Source organism: Streptomyces sp. NRRL F-525, assembly GCF_000716605.1.
Lineage (GTDB): Bacteria > Actinomycetota > Actinomycetes > Streptomycetales > Streptomycetaceae > Streptomyces.
Map to the genome: position 1 here is coordinate 12,941 of NZ_JNXE01000003.1, position 24,166 is coordinate 37,106.

The following is a 24,166-nucleotide window of genomic DNA, read 5'->3' on the forward strand; positions in this document are numbered from 1 at the left end:
ATACGAGTTGCCCCCTACCGCCACACCGCCTCGGCGACTCGACGGAAGTTGCCGCCCAGGATCGCCGCGACGGCGTCGGCGGGATAGCCGCGGGCGCGCAGCGCGCCCTCGACGGTCAGCAGGCCCTCCGGGGGCATGAAGTCGATCGGGCCCCAGCGGGTGTAGCAGTCGGGGAAGAGCTCCGGGCTCTGTTCGAGCATCGCGTTGAAGTCCCCTTCGTCGAACGGGTAGTCGGTGGACACCCCGACGTGTTCCGGCCCGACGAGGTCGACGGCGTGCTCGATGTGGCGTACGAGGGCGTCGACGGAGGCGTCGTTGGGGCCGAGGAAGATACCGACTCCGGTGATGCCGACCACCCCGCCCGTGGCCGCGCACTCCTTGGCCTGCTCGTCGGTGATGTTGCGGGGGTGGTCCCACACGGCGCGCATGCACGAGTGGCTGTAGACGACGGGCAGTTGGGATACCTCGCACAGGTCGAGGCCGGTACGGGCACCGCAGTGCGAGCCGTCCGCGACCATGCCGACGGCGTTCAACTCCCGTACCAGCGCCCGGCCGTAGGCGGTGAGTCCCTCGTCGACCTCGTCGAGGCAACCACCGCCGGCCGCGTTGCGGGTGTTGTAGCTCGGCAGCATCGTTCGGACACCGAGGTCGTAGAAGTGGCGGACCCGGTCCAACTCCCCTTCCAGCGGCCCGGAATCCTCCAGGTCGAAGGCGACCGCCACCTTCCCTGCACGCCCGGCGGCGTCGATGTCGTCGACGCTCGCGGCGAGTTGCAGCCGGCCGTCGGCGGCGATCCGCCGCCGCCAATTCGTGAGGAGACCGGTGACGTCGTCGGTGCCGTGGGGCGCGTAGCCCACGTTCACCGAGACGAAACTGCCGCCCGGCCTGCGGTAGCGGGCGAGTTCACCGACGTCGGCGTTCTTCTCCAGCGCCAGGCAGCAGTGTTGGTCCCAGAGGAGGGGTGGGCGGCGCGCTTCCGCGGATTCGTTCGACACCCAACGGATCATGCCCGCCCCAGAGTTACTCCGTCGAGAGCGGTCCCGTACTCCCCCGCACCTCGAGCCTCGGTTCCGACAACACCATCTCCGCCACCCGCCGCGGATCCCTCATCCGGTCGACGAGAAGCTGTGCGGCACGGCGCCCGATGTTGTGGCTGCCGTTGTCGACGGTGGTGAGCCAGAGGTGTCGTAGGCGCGCGAGGTACGTGTTGTCGTAGCCGACGAGGGACAGGTCCCGAGGCACCTGGAGGCCCAGTTCCTCGGCCGCCGAGAGCGCGCCGACGCATGCGATGTCGTTGAAGGCGAAGACGGCCGTCGGGCGTTGCGGGGCGGTGAGCAGGCGGACCATCGCGCGATAGCCGCCCTCCTCCGTGTGGTCGCCCTCTTCGACCGTCGCGAGGCCGGTCAGGCCGTGGGCGTGCATGACCCCTTCGAAAGAGGTGCGGCGGAGTTCGCCGGCGATGCCCTGGCCGGCGATGTGGGCGATACGGCGGTGCCCCAGGTCGATGAGGTGTTCGGTGGCCAGGGCGGCGCCGTGCGCGTCGTCGCCGGCCACGACGTCGACGTAGGGCAGGTCCGGCTCGACGGCGCCCGCGACCACCGTGGGGAGGTGGGTCGCGGCGGCGAGGAGTTCGTCGGAGCCGGGGAGCGTGCCCACCGCGACCAGGCCGTCGACGCGGAGTTCCGTGAAGATGCGGGTGAGGTCCTCGTCGAGGTGACGGTTGAGGCGGCCGTCGGCCAGCATCATGTGCAGGCCGTGCTCGTGCAGGCGGGAGCCCAGACCGTCGAGGAGTTCCACGAACCAGGGGTTGCGCAGGTCGTTCAGCAGCACGCCGACCGAGCGGGTGCGGCGTTCGCTGAGGCTGCGGGCGGCGGCGTTCGGGCGGTAGTCGAGTTCCTCCACGGCGGCCAGCACAGCCTGCCGTTTCTCCGGTCGGACCTGCTCGGAACCGCGCAGCACCAGGGAGACCAGGGATTTCGACACACCGGCCCGCTCGGCGACGTCACGGATGGTCGGAGCGCTCATGGGTGGACCGTTCCACGCGGTCGCGCACCCTGTCAAAGCTGTGGTCACCTGGTGTTGACGCCCGGTGCGGACGTCCAGGTATTGACATTAGGACGAATGGGTTCGAGTGTGGCTGGGACAGTTTTTGGACCGGTCCAAAGAAGGGCAGTCATGGTGACCTCGCTCGGTGTTGCCGTCGTGGGCTTCGGATGGATGGGGCGGGTGCACACGCAGGCGTACGCCCGTGTCCCGCACCACTTTCCGCAGCTGACTCTGCGACCCCAGCTCGTGACGGTCGCCGAGGAGGTGCCCGGGCGGGCGGAGCAGGCGGCCGAGCAGTTCGGCTTCGCCTCCACCACCCGAGACTGGCGCGAGGTGGTCGACGACCCGCGGGTGCAGGCGGTGAGCATCACCGCGCCGAACTTCCTGCACCGCGAGATCGGCGTCGCGATGGCGGAGGCCGGCAAGCACATCTGGATCGAGAAGCCGGTGGGCCTCTCCACGGCGGACTCCTCCGCCGTGGCCGACGCGGTCAGCAAGGCCGGCGTCCAGGGCGCGGTCGGCTTCAACTACCGCAACGCGCCCGCAGTGGAGGCCGCCCGCGACCTGATCGCCTCCGGCGAGCTGGGCACAGTCACGCACATCCGCGTCCGTCTCTTCAGCGACTACGCGGCCCACCCGGACGGCGCTCTGACCTGGCGCTACGAGTTGGAGCGCGGCGGCCACGGAGTCCTGGGCGACCTCGCCTCGCACGGCGCCGACCTCGCCCGTTTCCTCCTCGGCGACATCACGTCCCTCGCCGCCGACACCGCGATCTTCCTGCCGCAGCGGGCCCGCCCCACGGGCGCGACCGCGGGCCACGCCCTGGCCACCGGCGGCGAGTTGGGCCCGGTGGAGAACGAGGACTACGTCAACTGCCTGCTGCGGTTCGCCTCCGGCGCCCGGGGTGTCCTGGAGGCCTGCCGGGTCTCGGTCGGCGAGCAGAACAACTACGGCTTCGAGGTGCACGGCACCAAGGGCGCCGTGTTCTGGGACTTCCGCCGGATGAACGAGCTGGCCGTCAGCCGCGGCACGAGCTACCAGGACCAGCCCGTCACCACGGTGTACGTCGGCCCGGGCGACGGCGAGTTTGGAGCGTTCCAACCCGGCGCGGCGAACGCGATGGGCTACGACGACCTCAAGGTGATCGAGGCCTACCGCTTCCTGCGCTCCGTCGCCGAGGGCGTGCCGTACGGCGCGACGCTCCCGGATGCCGTACACAGCGCGGCGGTTCTGGACGCCATGGTGCGTTCCGTCGAGACCGGCACCTGGGCGAGCCCGGCGTGAACGGCGCGCGCGTCGCCTGATCGGCGCGCCGCCGGGCGCCCGCGCGATCTCGCGCCCACCCGCCGGACTCGACTACCGTTCACTCTCGGGAGTCACTCGCCTACGCTGTGGTGACCGGTTGGCGGACGGGTATGGGGGCGGCATGGGATACGGCTTCGGACAGCGGCGAGGTGGTCAACTCCCGGTGGAGTTGACCACCTTCGTCGGACGCACCGAGGAACTCGCGGTGCTGCACGCCGAGTTGGCGCGGTCACGGCTGGTCACGCTGGTCGGTCCGGGCGGGGTCGGCAAGAGCCGTACGGCGCTGCGGGCGGCCCGCGCGGTCGCGGAGCGGTTCGCCGACGGGGTGCGGCTGGTGGAGCTGTCCGCCCTGCACGACCCGGAGTTGGTGCCGCCGACCCTCGCGGGCGTCCTCGAACTGCCCGAGCAGTCCGGCATGACGCCGTTGGACGCCATCGTGGAACACCTGCGCGGGCGGCGGATGTTGATCGTCCTCGACACCTGCGAACACCTGGTCGACGCGTGCGCGATGCTCTGCGACATCCTGCTGCGCGAGGCCCCGGGACTGAGCGTCCTCGCCACCAGCAGGCAGCCGCTGGACGTGCCCGGTGAGCGCTGTCTGCCGATCGCCCCGCTGGCCCGCGCCGACGCCGTCGACCTGTTCGTGCAGCGCGCCGCGGCGGTCACCGGCGGCCCGGCCCTCGACGGCGCCGACCGGGAGCACACCCTCGCCCTGGTCGACCGCCTCGACGGCATCCCCCTCGCCCTCGAACTCGCCGCCGTCCGCCTGCGGGCCGTCCCCCTCGCGGAACTCGTCGCCCGTCTGGACCGCCACTGCGAGGTCCTCACCGGCGGCCGCCGCACGGCACTCACCCGCCACCAGACCCTGCGCGCGGCCATCGACTGGTCCTACGACCTGTGCACCCCCCAGGAACAACTCCTGTGGGCCCGGCTGTCGGTGTTCGCCGGTTCCTTCGAACTGTCCGCCGCCGAGCAGGTGTGCGCGGGCGGCGACCCCGCTGGAACGGTCCAACTCGACGGCGAGCAGGTCGTCGAGGCGCTGATCGGGCTCGTCGACAAGTCGGTCGTCCAGCGCATCGGCGAGGACGGCGGCCGCTACCGGCTCCTGGACACCATCCGCGAGTACGGCACCGCGCGCCTGGCCGCCACCGACGACGCAGAAGCCGTACGGCAACGGCACTTCGCCCACTACGACGAACTCGTCGACCGCTTCTGGAACGGTCTGATGGGCCGGGGCCACGTCCAGCTGCACCACGCCGTACGCGCGGAGATCGCCGACGTGCGGGCCGCCCTGAAGTACGGCTGCGCCACCGAGGGACGGGCGAGCGACGCGCTGTGGCTGGCGACGCGACTCGGGGCGTACTGGCGGGCGGCGGGAACGCTGTCGGAGGGCCGGTACTGGATCGACAAGGGGCTCGGCCTCGTCCCGCAGGACTCCGCGACGCGGTCCTGGGGGCTGTTCATGACCGGGGTGTTCGGGGTCTGGACGGCCGATCTGGAGACGGCGTTGGACCGGTTCCCGCAGGCCCTCGACGTGGCGCGGCGCGTCGGCGAGAGCCGCGTGGAGCTGTTCAGCGAGGGCTACTTGGGCGCCCTGACGCTGCTCGGCGGGGCCGTCGAGGAGGGGGCGGCCACGCTCGAAGCGGTCCGCCGGCGGATGATCGCGGCGGACGACGCGCTGGGCATCGGCGTCGTCCACTACGAAGGCGCCCTGCTGTACGCCGCGTTGGGCTTCACGGACCGCGCGCTGGAGTGGTGCGAGACGGGCCTCGCGTATCTGGAGGGCCGCGGCGAACGGCAGTTGTACGGTTCCACGCTCTCCGTCCAGGGCGTCATCCTCTGGCTCGTCGGCCGACCGGAGGAGAGCGCGACGGCGTTGCGCCGGGGCCTGGAGGCGGCGAGCGAGATCGGCGAAGTGTTGGTCGCCGCGCTCGCGTCGCTGGGCCTCGCCTGGCACGCGGCCGGGCAGAAGCGGTACGTCAGGGCCTGCTGGCTGATGGGGTACGCGGAGCACGCGCGACGGCTGGGCGGCGACCCGGTCGGCATGCTGCCCCGACTGCTGGAGGAACAGGAGTCCCAACAGCGGGCGGTACGAACGGCGTTGGGCGCCGAACAGTACGAGCGGTGGCGCGCGGCCGGGGCCCGGATGTCGGGCCGCGAACTCCTGGACGCCGTACGGGCGGACGCCGACGAACCGCCCGGCATCCCCGCGGCGCGCCCCGCCCGCGCGGACACCCGCCCCGCCGATCCCCTCACCCGCCGCGAACGCGAGGTCGCCGCGCTCGTCACGCAGGGCCTGTCCAACCGGGAGATCGCCGAACGGCTCGTCATCTCCAAACGCACCGTGGACGCCCATGTCGAGCACATCCTCGCCAAGTTGGGCATCGCCTCCCGTACCGAGATCCTGGCCGCGGCACAGCCCGAGGGCACCAAGTCGGCGTAGGTATCCGGTACGTACGTACCCCCTCCGAGGCCCCCGCCGACGACTACGTGCACCGATATCCCCACCGAATTACGGGAGTTCACGCCCCCCGCCCCCACCCGGCACCCCAAGCTGGTCCTACCGCCAGGGGAACGGGAAGTGTCGGGGCCGGCAGTGTTGGTCAACCCCACGGCTGTCATGGCAAGGCATCCGGCACCGCACCTCCCCTGGCGGTATTCGCGTAGGGCTGCCCCTGTCGGCGGGGGCAGCCCTCCTCAAAGGGCCCTGAGATCAGCCGCGTTCGGCCCGCTCGTACATCGTCCTGGCCGTGGCGCCGAGGATCTCGCCGTACATCTTGGTCGGCGTGAAGCCGTCCAGCCCGCTGTTGACCGAGACGAGGGTGCCCTGCCCGGTGGCCTCCTTGAAGTCGGCCAGCCATGGGCCGCCGCTGGAGCCGCCGGTCATGTCGCAGGGGATGACCTGCTGGCCGTTCTCCTTCTTCGCCGTGCCCACACAGCGCAGGACCTCCTCGCCGAGCTGCGGGTGGGTGGCGGGGTAGCCGAAGGAAGAAATCGTGCCGCCCACCGCCCGGTTGAACGCGACCGGCGTCCCGCCCACGACATCGGTGAGCCTACGACCGCTCTTGTCGGCGTCGACGACCATCGCGGCCACGTCGTTCGTGCCCTCCTCGGCGAAGGTGCGCGGGGTCAGGACGGTACGGACCGCGAAGGCGCCGTACGGCTGCTTGCCCTTGCTGTAGGCCGGGACGAAGACCATCGACATGTTGGTGTTGTCGGGTGAGGCGGAGCGCCGGACGCAGTGTCCCGCGGTCATCACCACGGAACGGTTCGCGCTCGTCACGGCGGTGGCCGTGCACCAGGTGTCGGCCCCCGCGGCGTTGACCATGAACATCCGCCCCACGGTCTTCAGCTGTGGACCGGTCCATGTCTTGGTCTTCGGCCCGGTCGGGCCCAGGTCCACCGACTTTCCCACGGCCTTGATCCGGGCCGGGCTCCAGTAGGCGAGGGCGTCCTTGCGTTCCTGGGCGGTGAACGAGAAGGAGGACACCGGGTCGGGGGCAGCGGCGGCGGCGCGGCCGGCGCCGGAGACGGCCGTGGCCGAGACGGGGACGGCGAGCGAGAGGGCCGTACCGGCCACGGCGAGCGCCGTGACACGGCGGCGGCTCAAGCGCCGGTCCGCCGGAGGGGAGCTGTCGAACATGGGGGGATGTCTCCTCGACTCGTTCAAGTGGGTCACATGGGTCCGGCTACGCGCAGTCCAAGAGAGGTAGATCCGGTGATTCGGGTTGCGTCGCCGGAGGCGCGGCCGTCTCACGGAGGAAGGCGAGGAACTCCCCCACCGTGCAGCTCCAGAGCCGGCGTTCCACCAACGCGCTGTGCCTGCGGGCGAGTTCGCGGTCGTCGCCGTAGGCGAACCTGACGACGAGCGGGCCTTCGCACGCGCGGATCTCGATGGCGGTCGGCTGCACCTCGTCGGCGGACCGCAGGCCGACCGCGATGCCGATGATCTCCCAGACCAGCACGCCCGCTCTCTTGAACGCGCCGTCGGACGAGGTGTGCCACACCACCTCGAAGTGCTCGTGCGCCGGCACCCCGGGATCGGGCCGCCGGTCCACGTCGTTCGATGTACTGGGCACACCTACGTCCTTTCTGTGCGGCAGGGAACTCGCGCCACGGACTGCCTAGTTGAGGGCGTCCGCGGGGTTCGTCAGCCAGTAGGTGGTGCGCAGCGAGCTGTCGATGTACACGCCCTTGCTGGGCAGCGCGACCTCGACGCCCGAGCCCACGAACTCGAGCGCGCGGTTCTGGAAGATCACCTTGAGTGTCTTCGCTGTGTAGCCGTTGGTGCCGCTGCCGTCGGCGGCGGAGAGGAGCGCGCCCGCGTAGCCCGACTGTCCGGGGCGGAGCGTGGTGACCGCCTGCGGCTGCGTGTCCTCGTCGACCGGGGGGACAGCCTGGGCGTTCGTGAACTGCAGGGCCGGATAGCCGTACAGGTAGCAGGTCTTGGAGCCGGTGTTCTTGACGGTCAGCAGCAGGTGGTTCAGCGGACGCGACACGGTCTGCGCGGTGACCTTGGTGTTGGCGCCGGTGCAGGTGACGATGGTCGAGGTCGACCCCTTGGACCCGGTGGACCCCTTGGCGGTGGTGCTGCCGCGGACCGGCTGCGAGACGGTCGCGGGCGTGTCCGTACCGGAGGCCGCTGCCTTGATGTCCTCGGCGGCCGCCTTGGGCGTCGCGGTCGAGGAGACGCCGTCGCCGGTGACGACGGTCGGGGTGCTCTTGGCCCCCGTGTCCTGGCTCGTTCCACAGGCGGTCAGTGCGAGCGAGGCGGCCGCGGCGAGGCCGGCGGTGAGGAGTGCCGTACGGCTGCGGAAGACGGTGCTGGACATGATCGGGTTCCCCCTGAGTGCGGAGCTGGAAGGCGAGCCACCGGGTTTCGTGGTGGGTCTCGCTGCGAACAACCGCAGCTTGCGCGGCGATCCGTCCCAGCCGCCAGAACAGTCGGGGGAAACGGGAAGCTGGAACGCTCAGACAGGTGCTGACCTGCCGGAACGTACCGTCCCTGGAACGCTGGGGTGGGACGGGCACCGGCCGTTGGACCGCTCCAACGGACGGTGCCCGTACCGCGCGATCAGCAGTAGAGGTTGGCCCCGGTGCTGGTCCCGAGGATCGAGGTGAACCGCGTGTAGGCGTCCACGCGGCTCTGCACCTGGGCGGGGCTCTTGCCGTCGCACTCGATGGAGCCGTTGATGCTGCGGATGGTCTGGCCGAAGCCGGCGCCGTTGACCATCGCGTTGTGCGGGGTCATGGAGCCGGGACCGCTCTGGGTGTTCCAGTACCAGAGCGCGGTCTTCCAGGCCACGGCCGAGTCGTTCTGCACCAGCCAGGGGTTGCCCAGCAGGTCGATGCCCAGCGCGTCCCCGGCCGCCTTGTAGTTGAAGTTCCAGCTGATCTGCAGCGGACCGCGCCCGTAGTAGGCGGCCTGGCCGGCCGGGCAGCCGTACGACTGGCTCCAGTCGCAGTACGTCGGGTAGTTGGCGGTGTTCTGCTCGACGATGTACACCAACCCCCCGGTCTCATGGCTGACGTTGGCGAGGAAGGCGGCGGCCTCCTGCTTCTTCGTCGTGTCGCTGCCGGTGTTCGCGAAGCCCGGGTAGGCGCTGAGGGCGGCGGTGAGACCGCTGTAGGTGTAGAAGGAGTTCCGGCTCGGGAACATCTGGTTGAACTGGGCTTCACTGACAACGAAGTTGCCGACGGGCGTGCCGGAGCCGTCGCAGGCGTACGGCTCCCAGAACCAGGTGCTGATGACCGGGTCGTAGCCCGGGTTGTCGTGCTCGGCGATGTACGCCTTGCCGTCGGTGTAGCGGACGATCTGGCCGGTGACGTACGACTGGCCGGCCACCCAGTTCGGATAGCTGGAACAGGAGGCGGCGGACGCGCCGGCGGCGGGGAGGACCACGGGCGTCAGGCTACCGAGGACGAGTGCGGTCAGTACTGCGGCGATGCGGCGTCTCGACACAGGGTTCAACTCCTCTGTGGAGCACGGCCGTACCCCGCCAAGGGCAGGGCGAAGCGGAGCCTTTGTGCGCACGGGCCGGTCGGACCGGTCACGGCGTGGGGGGCGGCCGTGGTGGGGGATGGTCCCCCTCACTGAACCGTATTGGTATGTACCAGTCAAGGGTATAGACCAGTCAACCCCACACCACGGCCGCCGAGTTACGACCGGCCCGCGCTACGCCGACCCCTGTCACCTGCGCAGAGTCGTCACCTCCAGACCCGGGTCGTCGGAGATCTCCGCCTGCGTGAACCGTTCCAAGACCCACTGCTTGCGCGAGAAGAGGCGGGTCTGGTCCGAGAAGTGGGGCGATGCCGGGTTCGCCGACTGGCCGTAGGTGAGCAGGGTGTGGGCGCGCGGCCCGTTCCGGGTCAGTTCGACGGTCATCAGGAAGCTGCTGCCGAAGGCTCCGGCGGTCGGGGTGCCGGTGCCCGAGTCGGGGCTCGCCTCCACGACGTCGAAACAGCCCGCGTCGCAGCCGGGCAGCGGGATGCCGTCCCACTTCTGTACGGCGCCGAGTGCGACGTCGACCGGGAGGTCACGGGCCGCGAAGTCCTCGACGGCGTCGGCCAGGGCGCGTTGGACGCGTACGTCGTCGCCGTTGAATCCCCTTGGTGTGGTGAGGGGTTGGGCGGGGTCGTAGGGGACGCGGCGCCAGGTGTCGGGTGGGCCGCCGTCGAGGAGGCGGTTGTAGAACGCGCTCCAGAGCACGATGCCCCGGCTGGCGGTGTCGGCGCGGGTGTCCCAGCGGGCTAGGGTCGCGCAGGCCTGTCGTACGTCGACCTCGGTGCCGTCCGTGGCCGTCAGGCTCGGGTGGGCGCGGCACATGCCGACGATGTCGTCACGGCCCGTCTCGGCCGACAGGACGCGGTTGCCGAGCATCGAGTCGCGCAGGGTGCTCTCGGTGAAGCCCGGTGCGCCCAACCCGTCGGTGCCGTCCCGGCGTTGGGCGATCATGCGGAGTCCGAGCTGGGCCCGCCCGTCGAGGTGGGGATCGGTGTCGTACACGCCCGGGAGGCCGGTGATGGGCGCCTCCGGATTGACGTACTGGGGACCGTTGTTGGAGTTGGCGACGTAGTCGGTGCGGCTCGACTTCGGCTGGTGCGCGGGTCCGTAGAGCCCGGGCACGAGTGCGTCGGGGTCGCTCCCCCAGGCGCAGGCCGACGTCGAACCGTCCAGAGCGGTGGGCAACTGGTCGTCCGGGAGCGTGCAGTGCGCGAGTTGGGCGTCGGTGAGGTGCGGGACGGCCGAGGAGTCGGTGAAGTAGGTGCCGCCGCTGGTGTCGGCCGCGAGGGTGTAGGTCCAGGGGATGCCCTGGAACTCGTCCTGGGCGGCGCGGAGTTGGGCGAGGTTCCGTGCCTTGCCCATGGCCAGCCAGGTGTTCATGGAGCGCAGGTTGCCGGCGTTGGCGTCACGGATCGCGTAGGCGGTCGTCGTGGTCCAGCCGGTGGACAGGACGGCGCCGAACCGCGAGGAGTACAGGGTCCGTTGGACGGTCGAGAGGTCACCGTCCGCGTCCCGGACGGTGACCGGGACCGTACGGCGTTCCATCGGCACGGTTCTGCCGTCGAGGACGTAGCTGGTCGGGTCGCCGGGCGCGAGCTTCAGCGCGTAGACGGAGGCGTGCTGGGCGTCGGTCGCGGTGTGCGTCCAGGCGAGGGTGCTGTTGTGGCCGATCTCGACCAGAGGTGTGCCGTAGAGGCCGGCGCCCGAGACGTCCAAGGTGCCGGGGATCGTCAACTGCACTTGGTAGAGCCGGAAGTAGCCGACCGCCCAGGGGAGGTGAGGGTTGGCCAGGACCATGGCGTTGCCGGTGCGGGTGGCGTCCCGGCCGAGGGCCCAGCCGTTGCTGCCGATGCCGGGGGCCGTAGGGGTAATGGTGGCGAGGGTCGCGGCTGTTGAGCTGGAGGCCGCCGTGTCCTTGCCGGCGGCGGTCGTCGTCGGGGGCTTCGCGTCGCCGATGTCCGGGACCAACGGCACTGTCGCGGTAACCCTGTTGACGTCGTAGACGACGTTCCACAGGTCGAGTGCGGTGATCGGCCGTACCCAGGGCTTGCCCTTGCACGTCGGGTCCGGGAGGTGGTCGACGCCGGTGTCGCGGAGATAGCGGTTGTACCCGGCGGCGTATCCCTCGACCATGCGGCGCAGTTCCGCTGTCGGGCCCAACGGGGCTTTCTGGGCGAGCAGTTGGCGGACGGTGCCGGCGCGCTGCTGACCGCTGTAGTACGTGTCGCTCGCGAGGTTGGTACCGTCCGCCTCCCCCTGGCCGGACTCGCCGTCGGGCCCGAAGAACCGGGACCGCTCCCCCCTCAACGTCACTACGTGGTCGGCGAGTTCACACACGTTGTCCTGCGCGAAGGCGTATCCGTACCCGTATCCGAGCCCGTCGAAGTCCTGGGCCAGGATGTGCGGTACGCCGTACTCGGTCCGGCTGATCCGGACCGTGTGCCCGCCCTCGGCCATCGTCCGGCCACCCTGCCCCGTCACGGCGGACGAGGTCGCGGGCAGGGCGGCGACAGTGGCCGAGGCCAGGCAGAGAGTGGCCGCCACAGCGGCCAACTTGCTTACTAAAGAATGTCTATGACGCTTCGTCAGTTCTCTGGGTTCTCCCATGGCCGCCACCTTGCAGGCAGGACCGAGGAGGCGTCATCCGGCCACCGACGGATATCCGGGCGCCCTGTCAGTCTGGGGATGTAGGCCCTGAGGCGCTGTTACGCCCTGTGGATCTGTCGCAGCGTGGCGATGGCCATGGCGAACTGGCCGGACGCGTTGGGGTGCGCGGCCGCGGTGTCGACGGCGGGGGTGAGCGACTCGACCCATCGTTCCTCGCGCGGTTGGCACATGTCGTGGCCCACCGTCGGCGTGTAGGTGTCCGCGTAGGACGCGTTGACCCCGTCGGCCGACGCCTGGCGGCGCAGCGCCGCGTTGGCCTGCTTCGTCGCGTCCCGCAGATAGGCGAAGTCGCCCTTGGCGAAGGGGACTTCGGCGCAGCCGACGCCGTCGTCGGGGAAGAGCGCGGGGTATCCGACGACGATCACCTTGGCGTGTGGACTGCGGCGCTTGATGTCGGCCAGCACGTCGTGGACGCGCCCCTCCATGGTGGCGACGCGGTCGGCCAGTACGTCCTTGCCGTCCGCCGTGAAGTACTGCTTGCAGGGGGTGCCCTCGCGGTCCGTCGCGGCGACGCGGGCGCAGGTGGCGAGCACGCTGCTGAAGCCGACGTCGTTGCCGCCCATGGTCAGGGTGACGAGTCTCGTGCGGGGAGTGAGCGCGTCGGCCTGGGGAGCCTTACTGCCTTGCGGATTCCAGTAGTTGTTCGTGGTGGCGCCGCTGCAGGTGACGTCGTCGAAGGTGTGGTTCAGGCCCACCATCGAGGCGAACTTGGAGATGAGGCTGGGGTAGCTGCCCGTCGTACGGTCGCACTCCTTGTCCTTCACTCCGGCAAGTCCGGCACCGGAGGCGTAGGAGTCGCCGAGCGCCACATAGGCGGGCCCGCCGGTGGGGGTGGCCGTCGTGCTGTGAGCTGTCGCGGTCGGCGCGGCCAGCGTGACGACGACGGCCGAGGCGGCCAGGGCTCCGGCGGCGGCGCGGCGCGTCCGGGACTGGCTGCCCGGGGAACTGTTCGATCCGATCAATCCGAAAGGGGACACAACGCCTCTTCGTTCTCGGGGAATGGGACAGGCGCCGGCCGGTGCCGCGGAAGAGCTGTCGCTCTCTCGATGTGATCGAGCCTAGGGTCGGGGCGAGGCTCCGTCCTCGCGCTACGGGACGACCGCCTCGTAGAACCAAAGTTGGAGAACACCTCGGAGGCGATGGCCCTGATCACCTTGGATCTGCACCCCTACTTCCGCAGCGACCGCGACATCGACACGGCCCTGCGGCAGACCCTCTTCAAGGCCGCCGCCACCGGGGTCGACACCATCCAGATCATCCCGGGCAAGGGCACGGGCCAGCTGAAGAAGCGGGTGCTGGCCGTGCTGGCGCAGAAGCACATCAAGAAGCTCTACGCCCGCGTGGAACAGGATCCGACCAACGCGGGCCGGATCCTGGTCCACCTCCGTTGACTCCGCCGGCCGACGCGCCGGAGCGGGAGCCGGACACCGTGCGTTGGACCGGTCCCGGTCAGAACGCCGACAGGCCGTTCGGGGTGCCGTTGCCGGTGGGGCCGTCGTAACCCGGCACCGCGGTGCAGAGGTAGTCGCCGTCGCAGGTACCGTTCGCGCCCTCGGTCACGTCGTTGAGGCCGGCCGCCGGGGCGGCGTAGAGGCGGGACGCGTCGGGGAAGGTGCCGGGGTCGCCGGCGAGCGCGATCACTCCCGCCACGTACGGCGCCGAGGCGCTGGTGCCGCCCGCGACCGTCCAGCCTCCGCTGCCCCGCGGCGTGGAGGTGACGTAGACGGCGGGACCGGTGTCGGGATCGGCGACGACGGAGACGTCCGCGATGGTGCGGCCGGGGCAGTCGGTGTCCTGCTGCCAGGCCGGCTTGTCGACCCAGGCCGAACAGCCGCTGCCCGCCCCGGCCCAGGCGGTCTCCGCCCAGCCGCGGTCGTTGTCGGCACGGGTGAGTGAGGTGCCGCCCACCGCGACGACGCTGGAGTACGCGGCCGGGAAGGGTGGAACGGTGTAACCGGAGTCGCCGGTGGAGGCGACCATCGCCACCCCGGCGTGGCTGTAGTCCTTCGCGTAGCCAACCGTGCCGTGCGCCTCGGTGCCGCCGTAGCTGTTGGACACCTCGGTGGCGCCGAGCGCGACGGAGGTGTCCACCGCGGCGGCCAGGTCGGACAGGACGGGGTCGTCCGCCTCGACGAGCAGGAGGTGGCACTGCGGGCAGGCGGCGGAGGCCATCTCCAGGTCGAGCGCGGTCTCGGTGGCCCAGTTGCTGGTGGCACCGGAGGCCGGCAACGGGGCGGTGTCGCCACGCTGGTTGACCTTGCGGAAGCAGCCGTCGTCCGTGGTGCACGGCGGCAGTCCGTAGGTCGCGCGGTACACGGCGAGGTCGGCCTCGGCGGTCGGATCGTCGTAGGCGTCGACGAGGGCGATGGTCTGGTCGGCGCCGCCGGTCGACGGCAGGCCGTAGGCCGCGCGCAGGTCGGCCGGGCCGTAGCCGGCGGGCAGGGCCGTATCAGCGGCGGTTGCACCGGTCCAAGACTTGGCCGCGGCGGCCGGTCCGCGTACTCCGAGGCCGCCGTGGACGTCCGTACGGAGGAGGGCGAAGCACCGGGCCTGCCCGACCGGGGCGGCGACGCAGGCGGGTACGACGTGCGGCTGCGCGGTGGCGGTGCCGGCCGCGTGGGCGGTGCCTGCGGCGGGAAGCGCGAGGGCGACGAGGAGGGCGGGCACGGCGGCCCGGAGGGTGCGTATGAGAGGGGCTGTGCGTATCGGGCGGGCGCTCATCCGGGGATCGAACTCCTGGTGCTGTTGGGCCTGTTGGCGGGTGGCGCGGGTCGTCATGAGGTGGTCGCCGCGACGGTGTAGGCGTGCGTGATGGTCTCGGTCAGGGCGTTGCCGTCGGCGTCCTCGGCGGTGACGCGGAGCGCGGGGCTGGTGCCGCGGGCGGAGTCCGGGTTGGTCCAGGAGGCCTGGTAGGTGCCGTCGGAACCGGTGAGGACGGTGTCCTGCCAGGTCTGGCCCCCGTCGAAGGAGACCTGGGCCGAGGCGGAGGTGATAGCCGCCCGGGAACCGGCCCCGCCGACGGTCACATGGCCGATGTCCAGCCCCATGGTCTGGGCGGTGCGGTGGCTGGTGTTCAGGTCGTCGGCGGCGAGGTCGAAGCGTGCGGTGAGCAGCGGGAGGACCGTGCAGGGCGTGGTCGCCGACTGTCCCTCGCAGGTGAACGGGTCCGGCAGCAGGGAGCCGGTGTCGCTCGCCGAAGGCAGTCCGAACGTCAACTCGGTGTGGAGGGTGGAGGATTGACTGAGCGTGGTGTCGCCGGTGAAGTCCTGGTCGGCGACCAGCCGGTAGCGGGCGTCGGGCGCGGTCTGGCCGTCGACATAGGCGGCGGTGCTGCCGGGCTCGTCGTCGATGAGCGTGCCGTCTCGGTACAACTGGGCGCTGGAGACGCGGGGTTGCTCGTCGTAGACGGTGGTGCCGCCGTTGTGGTCGGGCTCGGTGTCGGTCAGGGTGAGGAAGGCGAGCAGGGTGCCGTCCGCGAAGCAGGCGGCGCAGTCCGAGCCGCCGAACGCTCCGCTCGTGTACTGGCCGAGGCCCAGGCCGATCGGGCCGCGCGCCCAGTCCTGCGTGTAGGCGTGACCCGCGACGAGGGCGCGGAAGCCCGAGGTGAAGGCGACGCTCGTGCCGGGGAAGGACTGCTGGATCCAGACGCCGCCGTTGTCGGTGCTCAGGTAGTCGGTGACCCGGGCGGGCATGGTCTGCGGCACGCCGGCCGAGATGGCGGCGGGGAGTCCGGGGGCGAGTTCGCCGCTGGTGAGGCGGCCGTCGGGAGAGGCCGCCGGGTCGCGGACGAACCGCTGTTGTACGGCGGCGAGTTGCTTGCCGGTGACGGTGATCCGCTGGTCGGCGGCCACCTCGTCGGAGAGCTGCCCGGCGAGGTCGTAGCGGTAGGGGTCGGCGGTGTCGGTGCCGTGGCCCGACCACTGGGTGAAGTAGGCGACCTTGCCGACGGTGGCGGCCGGTTGGGCGTTGACGTAGACCGGGGTGGAGTCGGTGGAGATCGCCGAGGCGGTGGGGGCCGCGCCGACCGAGCCGCCGGTGGCGTCGGTGCGTGCCCAGGTGGCGGCGGTGAAGTCGGCGGTGGCCGGGCGGGGTGTGCCGGCGGCGACCTGCGAGGTGGCCGTGCGGGCGTCGAGGTCCGTGCTCGCCGGGCCGGTCACGTCGAGGTCGGTGACGGTGACCAGCGACTGCGCGGTGACATTGCCCGAGGCGTCGAAGTCGACCATCGGCGCGGCCAGGCTGTAGTGACCGGTCGGCACGGCCACCTTCTCGAGGCCGTCGTCCACCGGGAGGACCGCGCTCATCATGGCCGCGTTGTCGGTGTCGGTCACCAGGACCTGCCCGGTGGCCGCCGCGCCGGACCGGTCCTCGGCGGTGATCTGGAGGATGTTGAGCTTGTACTTGGCGGCCGGGCCGCTCGCGTCGGGCGTGCTCGCGGCGGGCTTTGGACCGGTCCCGGCGACGGACGTCACGCCCGGGAACAGCGGGGTGCTGCCCGGCTTGCGACCCGCCCGTACGTCGGCGGCGATCCGCTGCTTCAACAGCCGCGCGATTTTCCGGCCGGACGCGGCGGTCGTGTAGCCGTGCGCGGACGAGCCGCCGGTCGAGGTGAGCGTCAGCCCGGTGGGGGCGGTCGGCTCGACGCCCTTGGCGTAGGAGACGGTGACCGGGACACGGTCGTCCGTCGCCGTGCTCTTGGCCGCCGCGGTCACGTCGAACAGGGACAGGTCGAGCTGCCTGCCGACGTACGGCTGTGCCACGGCCGGGATCACATAGCGGTCGCCCGATCCGTCCTGGAACGACAGGAAGGAACCGCTGCCCGCGGCGTGCGAGGCCGGGTGTACGGCGATGACCGGTGGCCCCGACTCCCTTGCGCTGAGGGTGACTTGATCACCCGTCACCAGCGTGACGGTCCGGGAGGCGGACGCCTTGACGGCCGCCTTGCCCGGCGGGGCTCCGTCGGCGGCGAGCGCCGGGGAGCCCAGTGTGGCCGTTGCGGTCACGACGATGCCGAGGGCCAGGGCTCCGGCGGCGGACGACCTGGTGGAGAACAGGGTTGATCTCACGCATGGCTCCTTGGGTGGGTGTTGTCCGGCAGGGCTGAGGCCCCGGCGGCACGGAGGGGGACGCCGTGCCGCCGGGGAGTCGGGGAGGTTGCCGTGGGTTCAGAACCTGAGACCGGAGGGCTGTATCGATCCGCCGCTCCGGACGGCAACTGTGCGTAATTCAGGCCTCGTTGATGTGCTCACGGCCGCTCAGACTGGCCCGGCCATGTGATCGCGACCGGCCGGGAAGATGACCGAACCGCAACAGCCCCGGCTATGTGATCATCGCGTAACAGCCGTACGACCAACGGGTGTTGGGCACCGATACTGTGCGCATGCCACGTGTCCTCCTGATCGAAGACGACCCCGCCGTCCGCGAAGGCGCCCTGCTCGCCCTGCGCCGCCAGGGCCACGACATCGAGGCGGCCGGGACCGGGGAGGACGGATTGGAACGGTTCCGGTCGTTCCGGCCGGAGGTCGTGGTGCTGGATCTGATGCTGCCCGGGATGAGCGGGCTGGAGGTGTGCCGCCGTATCCGCGGGGACAGCCAGGTGCCGATCATCATGGTGACCGCCATGGGCGACGACATCGATGTCGTGGTCGGACTGGAGACCGGAGCGGACGACTACGTGGTCAAACCCGTCCGGGCCCGGGTCCTGGAGGCCCGGATCCGGGCCGTACTGCGCCGTGTCGAACTTGGACCGTTCCCGGACGGCACCGTCTCCGCGCCCGAGACGTACGGCGAGCTCCGCATCGACCGCGCGGCCCTCACCGTCACCTGCGGGGACGCCGCGGTCCCGCTGGCCCCGTCCGAGTTACGGCTGCTGCTGACGCTGTCCGCCTCCCCCGGCCGGGTGTTCAGCCGGCAGCAACTCCTGGAGGCCGTGTGGGAGCACAACTACCACGGCGACGCCCGGCTGGTGGACGCCTGCGTCAAGCGGCTGCGGACCAAGATGGGCGAGCCCTCGCGGCAGCCGCGCTACATCCAGACCGTCCGGGGCTTCGGCTACCGGTTCAGCAGCCCCCGGTGACAGCGCCGACTGGACAAGCCCCGGTGGCGGAAGCGTCGCCCGCGCACACGTCCCCGCCCCGCCGCCGACCGCGGCTCCGCCTCCCGGTGGTGCGCGGGCTGCGCGTGCGGCTGGTGGTGGCGTTCGGTCTGGTGGCCGTCGTCGCCACGCTGTCCACCGGGGCGCTGACGTTCCGGGAGGCGCGCACCGGCATCCTCCAGCAGAGCCAGGACTCCGTCATCCGCCTGCTGCGCGACCGGGCCGGCACCCTCGCGCCCGGCCTGGCCGTCCCGCCCGATGCCAAGGACCTGACGTCGTTCGCGACCCAGGTCGCCCAGGCCGATTCCTCAAGGAAATGGCGGGTGTTGGTCACCTACCGCGGCCTAAGCGCCACCTCGGTACCGCACGACCCGTTCGCCGAACTGACGCCCTCCCTGCGCGCGACAGCGACCACCCAGACGCCGACCGTCTTCCAACGCGTGACGCACGACGGTCACTCCTCCCTGGTCGTGGGCATGCCGGTCATGCTCGCCTCCCCGAACGGCGAGCGCAGGGCCTCCGGACTCACGGTCTTCCTGACGGTCCCCCAGACCGCCGAGGAGTCCTCCGTCCAGGCCCTGGTCGCCGCCGTGGAACGGGCCACCGTACCCGCCGTGGGTCTTGCCGTACTGCTCGCGCTGCTGGCCGCCCGGGGCGTGCTGCGTCCGGTACGGAAACTGCGGCACGCCACCCGGCGGATCGCCAAGGGCCGGTACGACACCCGCCTCGCCGTGCACGGTTCGGACGAACTCGCCGATCTGTCCCACACGTTCAACGAGACCGCCGCCGCCTTGGAACGTTCCATCGCCGAGCTCCGCCGCATGGAGGCCAAGGCCCGGCGCTTCGCCGCGGACGTCTCCCACGAACTGCGCACCCCGCTGGCCGCCATGTCCGTCGTCACCGACATCCTCGACGAGGACGCCGCCGGACTCGATCCCGACACCGCCCGCGCGGTCCGGCTGATCAGCGAGGAGACCGCCCATCTGGCCCGGCTGGTCGAGGACTTGATGGAGATCTCCCGCTTCGACGCCGGCGCCGCCGCCCTGCACCTGGACGAGATAGACCTCGCGGAGTCCGTCCGGCGCACCCTCTCGTCCCGAGCATGGCAGGACACCGTGACCACGTTGCTGCCACCGCCCGGGGCCCTGCGGGGACGCGTCGACCCGCGCCGCCTCGACGTGATCGTCGCCAACCTGGCCGGGAACGCCCTGCGTCACGGGGCGCCTCCGGTCCAACTCTCGCTGTACGGACGCCGGCGGACCGAACCGGGCGGTGCGCGGGGGTGGGCGGTGCTCGAGGTGCTGGACAGCGGGCCGGGAATCCCCGAGAGCGTCCTGCCGCACATCTTCGACCGCTTCTACAAGTCCGACACCGCCCGCACCCGGACGGAAGGCAGCGGCCTGGGGCTCGCCATCACCGCCGAGAACGTGCGTCTCCACGGCGGCACGATCCGCGCGGCCAACCATCCGGGCGGCGGCGCGCTCATCACCGTAGAACTCCCGCTGTCGCAGCCGGAGTTGGAGGACGGGTCATGAGGGCCGTCAGGGGAAGGGACATGAGGTCCGTCATAAGGTCGGTCATGAGGTCGGTCATGAAGAAGGGCGCGAGGCCGGGCATGACGCTGGGCATGAGGTCGGGCATGAGGTCGGGGATGCTGTTCGCCGCGGCTCTGGTGCTGGCCGGCTGTGGCATCCCCGCGACCGGTGTCGTCCAGGCCGGTGACCCGGCCACGGGTGTCCGGCCCACCGCGGTGCTCTACTTCATCGCCGATGACCAACTCGTCCCCGTGTACCGGGAGATGACCGACCCGGTCCATGTGAACACGGCCATGGAACTGCTGCTCGCCGGACCGGACGGCCGGGACCGGCGGCGCGGCCTGACGACCGCGTTCGCCCGCATGTCCACACCGACGTTCAGCACGGACGGCGACCGGGTGTCGGTTCAACTGTCCCCGCACAGCGCCCCGTTGGTGCCGATCGCCACCCGACAGCTGATCTGCACGGTCGCCGAGGCACGCCTCTCCGACGCCCCCGACACCGTGCGGACCGGAGTGACCGTGGTCGTGACCCGACTCAACGGCTGGCGTGCGCAGGGCTCCAGCCGCGACTGCTCCGTCTGAGCCACGCCCATAGGCCGGCCCCCGGGCGTGAACCCGGGAGCCGGCCCTTCCGTCCCTCCGCTTGCGCCTACTGGCCGAAGCCGTAGGAGAACAGGTGGTCCGTGCCCGTCGAGCCCGTCACCGGCAGGGTGATCGACGCGACCTGTTTGGACGGGTCCAACGGGACCTTCGCGGCGAAGACGTAGGTCTTCACGCCGTCCCGGCCCCCGCTCCCGGTGTTCCGGTAGGCCGTCGTCGCGGCCGTCGTGTCACCCGGAAGCGGCTTGCTGGAACCGCCGTTGAGGGTCCAGTCCGGGAAGGCGACCGTCCCCTGCGAGGTGGTGCCGTCGGTGTAGGTGACGGTCACCGCGCCCGAGACGCCGCTGCCGTCGGTCGGCGCGTTGGTCGCCGTGCCGAGCAGACCCAGCGACGCACCCGACGTGCCGGCCGGCATCGAGATGGTCTGGCCGGCCATCTCCAGGTTGTCCAGCTGACCCGAAGTCACCGTCGGCCAGGTGTAGTTGATGCCGTCGACCGTGAGCGGCGAGCCGCTCGTGACGCCGGCGGCCGCCAACGCGTTCTGCGAGAAGGACCAGCCACCGCCGTCGAAGCCGCCCGAGAAGGTTACGCCGTCGGGATAGATGCCCTCGTTGGTGTTGTACGGCCAGAGCGCACCGGCCTTGGCCACGGCCACCCGGAGGGTCGCCCCGGACAGTGCCGCACCGGTGCCGTGCTCGGTGAGCGCGAAGGTGACCGGGAACAGGCCCTCGTCCGCGCCCGCTGTCACCTTGACCTTCGCCTCGGCGCTGCCCGCGGCGGGCACCGTCAGCGAACCGGACGCCGCGTCCAACGTGACGCCGGCGGGAGCCGTCGCCTTCCAGTCGACCGTGACGGCCGCACTGCCGAGGTTGGTCAGGTCGAGCGTGCCGTCACCGGCCGAACCCGGCTGGAGCACAAGGCCGTTGGCGGGACCGGTAGCGGCCAGCACCCGGCCGCCGCCCGTGGTGTCCGAGGGCGGAGCCGCCGAAGGGCCTGACGCCCAGGCCGTGTTGGGCTGCGTGCCGAGTGTGAAGTCGAGCGTGCCCGCGCCCTGGAACTTCTGGTAGGTGAGCCAAGAGGCGTTCCACGCCTTGCCGTTGACGCCGAGCGACTGCACGTACGGCGCGTCGGGCGCGGCCTGCGGCGCGTTGATCCGCACCGTCTTTCCGCTGCCGAAGGTCACCTTGGCCGCCGGGAACGCCGGGCTGCCGAGCGCGAGGGTGTCCGTGCCCGGGGTCTCCGGGTACATGCCGAGCTCGGACCAGACGTACCAGGAGCTCATCGCGCCGAGGTCGTCGTTGCCGAACGAGCCGACCGGGGCGTTGAAGTACAGCTTCTGCTGCGCCTCGCGGACGGCCGCCTGCGTCTTCCAGGGCTGGCCGGTGTAGTCGTACTCCCAGGGGATCTCGACGCTGGGCTCGTTGCTCAGGTCGGCGTCGGTGTTGCCGGGGGCGGTGATGTCGTCGAGCAGGCTGTCCAGGTAGGACGAGTACGCCTTGGTGCCGCCGCGGGCCTGGATGAGCTGTTGCAGGTTGAAGGGGACCATCGGCGTGTACTGCGCGGAGGTGCCCTCGACGAAGCCGTTGGAGGTGCCGGGGGTGAACCCGCCCGCGAACTGGCCGTCCTTGTTCTTGGCCTGCATGTAACCGGTCTGCGGGTTGAAGACGTTCATCCAGTCCTGGGCGCGGGTGGCGAACTTCTCGTAAACGGCCGTCTTACCAAGCGACTTGGCGAAGGAGGCGAGGGCGTAGTCGGCGGAGTCGTACTCCAGCTGCGTGGAGACGGGGCCGTAGAAGTTGCAGCAGTTGTAGTCGTTCTCGTCGAGCGGGAGGTAGCCCTTCGCGTCCCGGACCGACTCGCCGGGGCGGTCGTTGTTCGGGACGGTGGCCTCGTGCTGGAGGGCGGCGAGGGCCTTGTCGGTGTCGAAGCCCGTCGCGCCGAAGGCGTACGCGTCGGCGATGATGCCGGCGGCCGGGTCGCCGACCATGACGTAGCTCTCGCCGTTGTTCGAGGCCCACTTGGGCAACAGACCTGTCTGGTCATAGCCGTTGAGCATCGAGGTGACGACGTCGGAGGCGACCTTGGGTTCGGCCATCGCCATCAGCTGGGTCTGGGAGCGATAGGTGTCCCAGCCGGAGTAGTTGGCGTACTGGGCCTTCTGCCCCTTGGCCAGTTTGTGGACCTGGTTGTCCATGCCCATGTACTGGCCGTCGTCGTCCGAGAAGACGTTGGGGTGCAGCAGCGCGTGGTAGAGCGCGGTGTAGAACTGCGTCTGCTGGTCGGCGGACCCGCCGCCCACCTGGATCTTGTTCAGTACGGCGTTCCAGGCGTCGTGGTTGGACCGTTCCACGGCGCCGACGTTCCAGTTCTTGATCTCGGTGGCGAGGTTGTTCGCGGCCCCCGCGTCACTCGTGTACGAGACGCCGACCTTCGCGCTCACCGTGGGGTTCGCGGTGGTGTCGAAGGTGAGGTACATGCCGTTCGCGCCGGTCGTGGGCGGCAGGGCGGCCTTGCTCGTGGCGGACGACCGGGACGTGGCGGACGACGTGGACCCGGCACTGGCGCCGGGCGCCGGCGAGGACGTACCGGAGGCCTTACCGGACGCCTTGCCCGTTGGACCGGTCCCGTGGATCGTCGGGGCCGGCTTCGCCGGGACGGTGAAGTGCTTCTCCTTCAGCGGCGCGGACTTGGTCGTCTGCGGGGCGAGTTGGGCCTTGCCGGCCTTCAGCGACTTCGCGTCGGGGTTGATGGTGCCGCCGACCCAGGTGCCGCTCGCGGTGAACGGCTGGTCGAACTTGATGTCGAAGTGCAGCGTGTACCTGTTGCTCGCGCCGCAGAAGTGCCCGCTGTCGATCGCCCCGCTGATCTCCTTGTCGCTGATCACCTGGACGCGGGTCCCGTCCACCTGGGTCGCGCCGCCGCTCAACTTGAAGAGCAGGTTGGCCTGTTGACCCGTCGGGAAGGTGAAGGCGCCGAGCCCGGCGCGGGTCGTGTCGGTCAGCTCGGTCCTGACGCCGTTCGCGTCGGTGACCTTGTAGCTCCCGATGCCGGCCTGCTCGTCGGCGTGGCTGAAACCGACGGACGTACTGCCGAGGTCGCCCGAAAGCGAACCGGTCACCGGCAGGATCGGCAGGTCGCCCGCCACGGGACAACCGGGTCCCGACACGTGGGTGAGGCTGAAGCCGGAGAGCTTGGTGGCGTTGTACTCGTAGCCGCCGCCGTCAGGGCGGTTGGGCGTCGTGTCCGGCCCCCACTGCACCATGCCGGCTGGCATGTCCGGGCCGGGAAAGGTGTCCACCGCTCCGGAGGTGCCGATGAGCGGGTTGACGAGGGACGCGGGGTCCGTCACGAGCGCCGGTGTCGCGGTGCCCGCGGCCTGGGCGGCGCTGCCGATCGCCGTGAGCGGAAGGGCGGTCAGGCCCAACACGCAGACCAGGGCGAGGCGTTGACGGAATCTGTTGCGGTCACGTGGCACGGCTGAACGTCGGGGTCTCACCATCGGTCGCCTCCGCAGCGGTTCGTGCTTCGCAGATCAGGTGGCGGCGCACCGGAGAACACCGGAACGCCGGCGACAGGCAACAGTTCCTGGTCGCTCCCACGGCCTGACAACGTTGCCAATGCACGAGTGTCGAGTGAAACGGGTGTGTTGATGGTGTGTCAACGAGGCGAGCGGGGGTTTCTGGGGGCGGAGTTCTTGAACGGGCGGGGCTGGGGACCGCGGGTGCGCGGGGTGCGCGTGACGTCGACGGCCTCGACGCAGGGGGCTGCGGGCGGGACCGGTAAGGAGTCCCACGCCCAAGCGGACTCACTGAACCTGGCTGGTCCGACGGGTGGAACGGTCCAAGCAGCCCCGAACCCGGTCGGTGCTTCGGCGCGGGCCCGAGCCGTCGAGGACGTACCCCCGCACCACCCCTGC

General features: G+C 70.9%; 17 protein-coding genes. 6 read left to right on the top strand and 11 right to left on the bottom strand.

The features are described 5' to 3' along the window. Positions 1-14: 14 nt before the first annotated feature. Complete coding sequence (locus OO69_RS05355) at positions 15-995, bottom strand: dipeptidase (protein ID WP_234444337.1); 981 nt, start codon at positions 993-995, stop codon at positions 15-17. 25 nt (positions 996-1,020) lie between these two features. Then, complete coding sequence (locus tag OO69_RS05360) at positions 1,021-2,025, bottom strand: LacI family DNA-binding transcriptional regulator (protein ID WP_033279254.1); 1,005 nt, start codon at positions 2,023-2,025, stop codon at positions 1,021-1,023. A gap of 150 nt (positions 2,026-2,175) precedes the next feature. Between OO69_RS05360 and OO69_RS05365 the strand changes: the two genes are divergently transcribed. Together OO69_RS05365 and OO69_RS05370 are read left to right on the top strand one after the other, a co-directional pair. Beyond that, on the top strand, positions 2,176-3,330 hold the full coding sequence (locus tag OO69_RS05365) for a Gfo/Idh/MocA family protein (protein WP_033279255.1): 1,155 nt from the start codon (positions 2,176-2,178) through the stop codon (positions 3,328-3,330). Positions 3,331-3,472: 142 nt separating this feature from the next. Continuing rightward, positions 3,473-5,794, top strand: a complete 2,322-nt coding sequence (locus OO69_RS05370) for a helix-turn-helix transcriptional regulator (RefSeq protein ID WP_033279256.1) — start codon at positions 3,473-3,475, stop codon at positions 5,792-5,794. Positions 5,795-6,064: 270 nt separating this feature from the next. On the opposite strand, the gene OO69_RS05375 is transcribed toward OO69_RS05370, so the two are convergent. The 6 genes from OO69_RS05375 to OO69_RS05400 form a co-directional block, all read right to left on the bottom strand. Continuing rightward, on the bottom strand, positions 6,065-6,994 hold the full coding sequence (locus OO69_RS05375) for a trypsin-like serine peptidase (RefSeq protein WP_033279257.1): 930 nt from the start codon (positions 6,992-6,994) through the stop codon (positions 6,065-6,067). Positions 6,995-7,040: 46 nt separating this feature from the next. Next, positions 7,041-7,430, bottom strand: a complete 390-nt coding sequence (locus OO69_RS05380; protein ID WP_234444338.1) for a hypothetical protein — start codon at positions 7,428-7,430, stop codon at positions 7,041-7,043. 45 nt (positions 7,431-7,475) lie between these two features. Further along, positions 7,476-8,183, bottom strand: coding sequence for a DUF4232 domain-containing protein (locus tag OO69_RS05385; protein WP_033279258.1), 708 nt, complete (start codon positions 8,181-8,183; stop codon positions 7,476-7,478). Positions 8,184-8,425: 242 nt separating this feature from the next. After that, entirely contained in the window at positions 8,426-9,313 is an 888-nt protein-coding gene (locus tag OO69_RS05390) for a glycoside hydrolase family 19 protein (RefSeq protein WP_033279259.1), read from the bottom strand. Between the two features lie 228 nt (positions 9,314-9,541). Then, positions 9,542-11,899: a penicillin acylase family protein gene (locus tag OO69_RS05395; protein WP_033279260.1), complete on the bottom strand. Its 2,358-nt coding sequence runs from the start codon at positions 11,897-11,899 to the stop codon at positions 9,542-9,544. A 161-nt stretch (positions 11,900-12,060) separates the two neighbouring features. Then, complete coding sequence (locus OO69_RS05400; protein ID WP_234444339.1) at positions 12,061-12,984, bottom strand: SGNH/GDSL hydrolase family protein; 924 nt, start codon at positions 12,982-12,984, stop codon at positions 12,061-12,063. Positions 12,985-13,140: 156 nt separating this feature from the next. On the opposite strand from OO69_RS05400, the gene OO69_RS05405 reads away from it, so the two are divergent. After that, positions 13,141-13,413, top strand: coding sequence for a Smr/MutS family protein (locus OO69_RS05405; protein WP_234444340.1), 273 nt, complete (start codon positions 13,141-13,143; stop codon positions 13,411-13,413). A gap of 58 nt (positions 13,414-13,471) precedes the next feature. Here the strand turns inward: OO69_RS05405 and OO69_RS05410 are convergent, their stop codons facing one another. Then, entirely contained in the window at positions 13,472-14,800 is a 1,329-nt protein-coding gene (locus tag OO69_RS05410; protein ID WP_234444341.1) for a S53 family peptidase, read from the bottom strand. Then, complete coding sequence (locus OO69_RS05415) at positions 14,797-17,085, bottom strand: hypothetical protein (RefSeq protein WP_033279261.1); 2,289 nt, start codon at positions 17,083-17,085, stop codon at positions 14,797-14,799. Before OO69_RS05415 ends, OO69_RS05410 begins: the two co-directional genes overlap by 4 nt. Positions 17,086-17,399: 314 nt before the next feature. On the opposite strand from OO69_RS05415, the gene OO69_RS05420 reads away from it, so the two are divergent. The 3 genes from OO69_RS05420 (at position 17,400) to OO69_RS49345 (ending at position 20,232) form a co-directional block, all read left to right on the top strand. Continuing rightward, positions 17,400-18,095 (top strand): response regulator transcription factor, encoded by a 696-nt coding sequence (locus OO69_RS05420; RefSeq protein WP_033279262.1) that lies wholly within the window; start codon positions 17,400-17,402, stop codon positions 18,093-18,095. Positions 18,096-18,199: 104 nt separating this feature from the next. After that, entirely contained in the window at positions 18,200-19,648 is a 1,449-nt protein-coding gene (locus tag OO69_RS05425) for a sensor histidine kinase (protein ID WP_051800811.1), read from the top strand. 20 nt (positions 19,649-19,668) lie between these two features. Beyond that, entirely contained in the window at positions 19,669-20,232 is a 564-nt protein-coding gene (locus OO69_RS49345; protein ID WP_158713352.1) for a hypothetical protein, read from the top strand. 67 nt (positions 20,233-20,299) lie between these two features. Here the strand turns inward: OO69_RS49345 and OO69_RS05435 are convergent, their stop codons facing one another. After that, a complete protein-coding gene (locus OO69_RS05435; RefSeq protein WP_234444342.1) occupies positions 20,300-23,725 on the bottom strand; it encodes a lectin in 3,426 nt (1,141 codons plus the stop codon). Between the last annotated feature and the right edge of the window lie 441 nt (positions 23,726-24,166).

Bases quoted from the DNA above. Each gene is read 5' to 3' on its own strand.
- OO69_RS05360 (WP_033279254.1), bottom strand. From the start codon at position 2,025: ATGAGCGCTCCGACCATCCGTGACGTCGCCGAGCGGGCCGGTGTGTCG.
- OO69_RS05365 (WP_033279255.1), top strand. From the start codon at position 2,176: ATGGTGACCTCGCTCGGTGTTGCCGTCGTGGGCTTCGGATGGATGGGG.
- OO69_RS05370 (WP_033279256.1), top strand. From the start codon at position 3,473: ATGGGATACGGCTTCGGACAGCGGCGAGGTGGTCAACTCCCGGTGGAG.
- OO69_RS05375 (WP_033279257.1), bottom strand. From the start codon at position 6,994: ATGTTCGACAGCTCCCCTCCGGCGGACCGGCGCTTGAGCCGCCGCCGT.
- OO69_RS05385 (WP_033279258.1), bottom strand. From the start codon at position 8,183: ATGTCCAGCACCGTCTTCCGCAGCCGTACGGCACTCCTCACCGCCGGC.
- OO69_RS05410 (WP_234444341.1), bottom strand. From the start codon at position 14,800: ATGACGACCCGCGCCACCCGCCAACAGGCCCAACAGCACCAGGAGTTC.
- OO69_RS05420 (WP_033279262.1), top strand. From the start codon at position 17,400: ATGCCACGTGTCCTCCTGATCGAAGACGACCCCGCCGTCCGCGAAGGC.
- OO69_RS49345 (WP_158713352.1), top strand. From the start codon at position 19,669: ATGAGGTCCGTCATAAGGTCGGTCATGAGGTCGGTCATGAAGAAGGGC.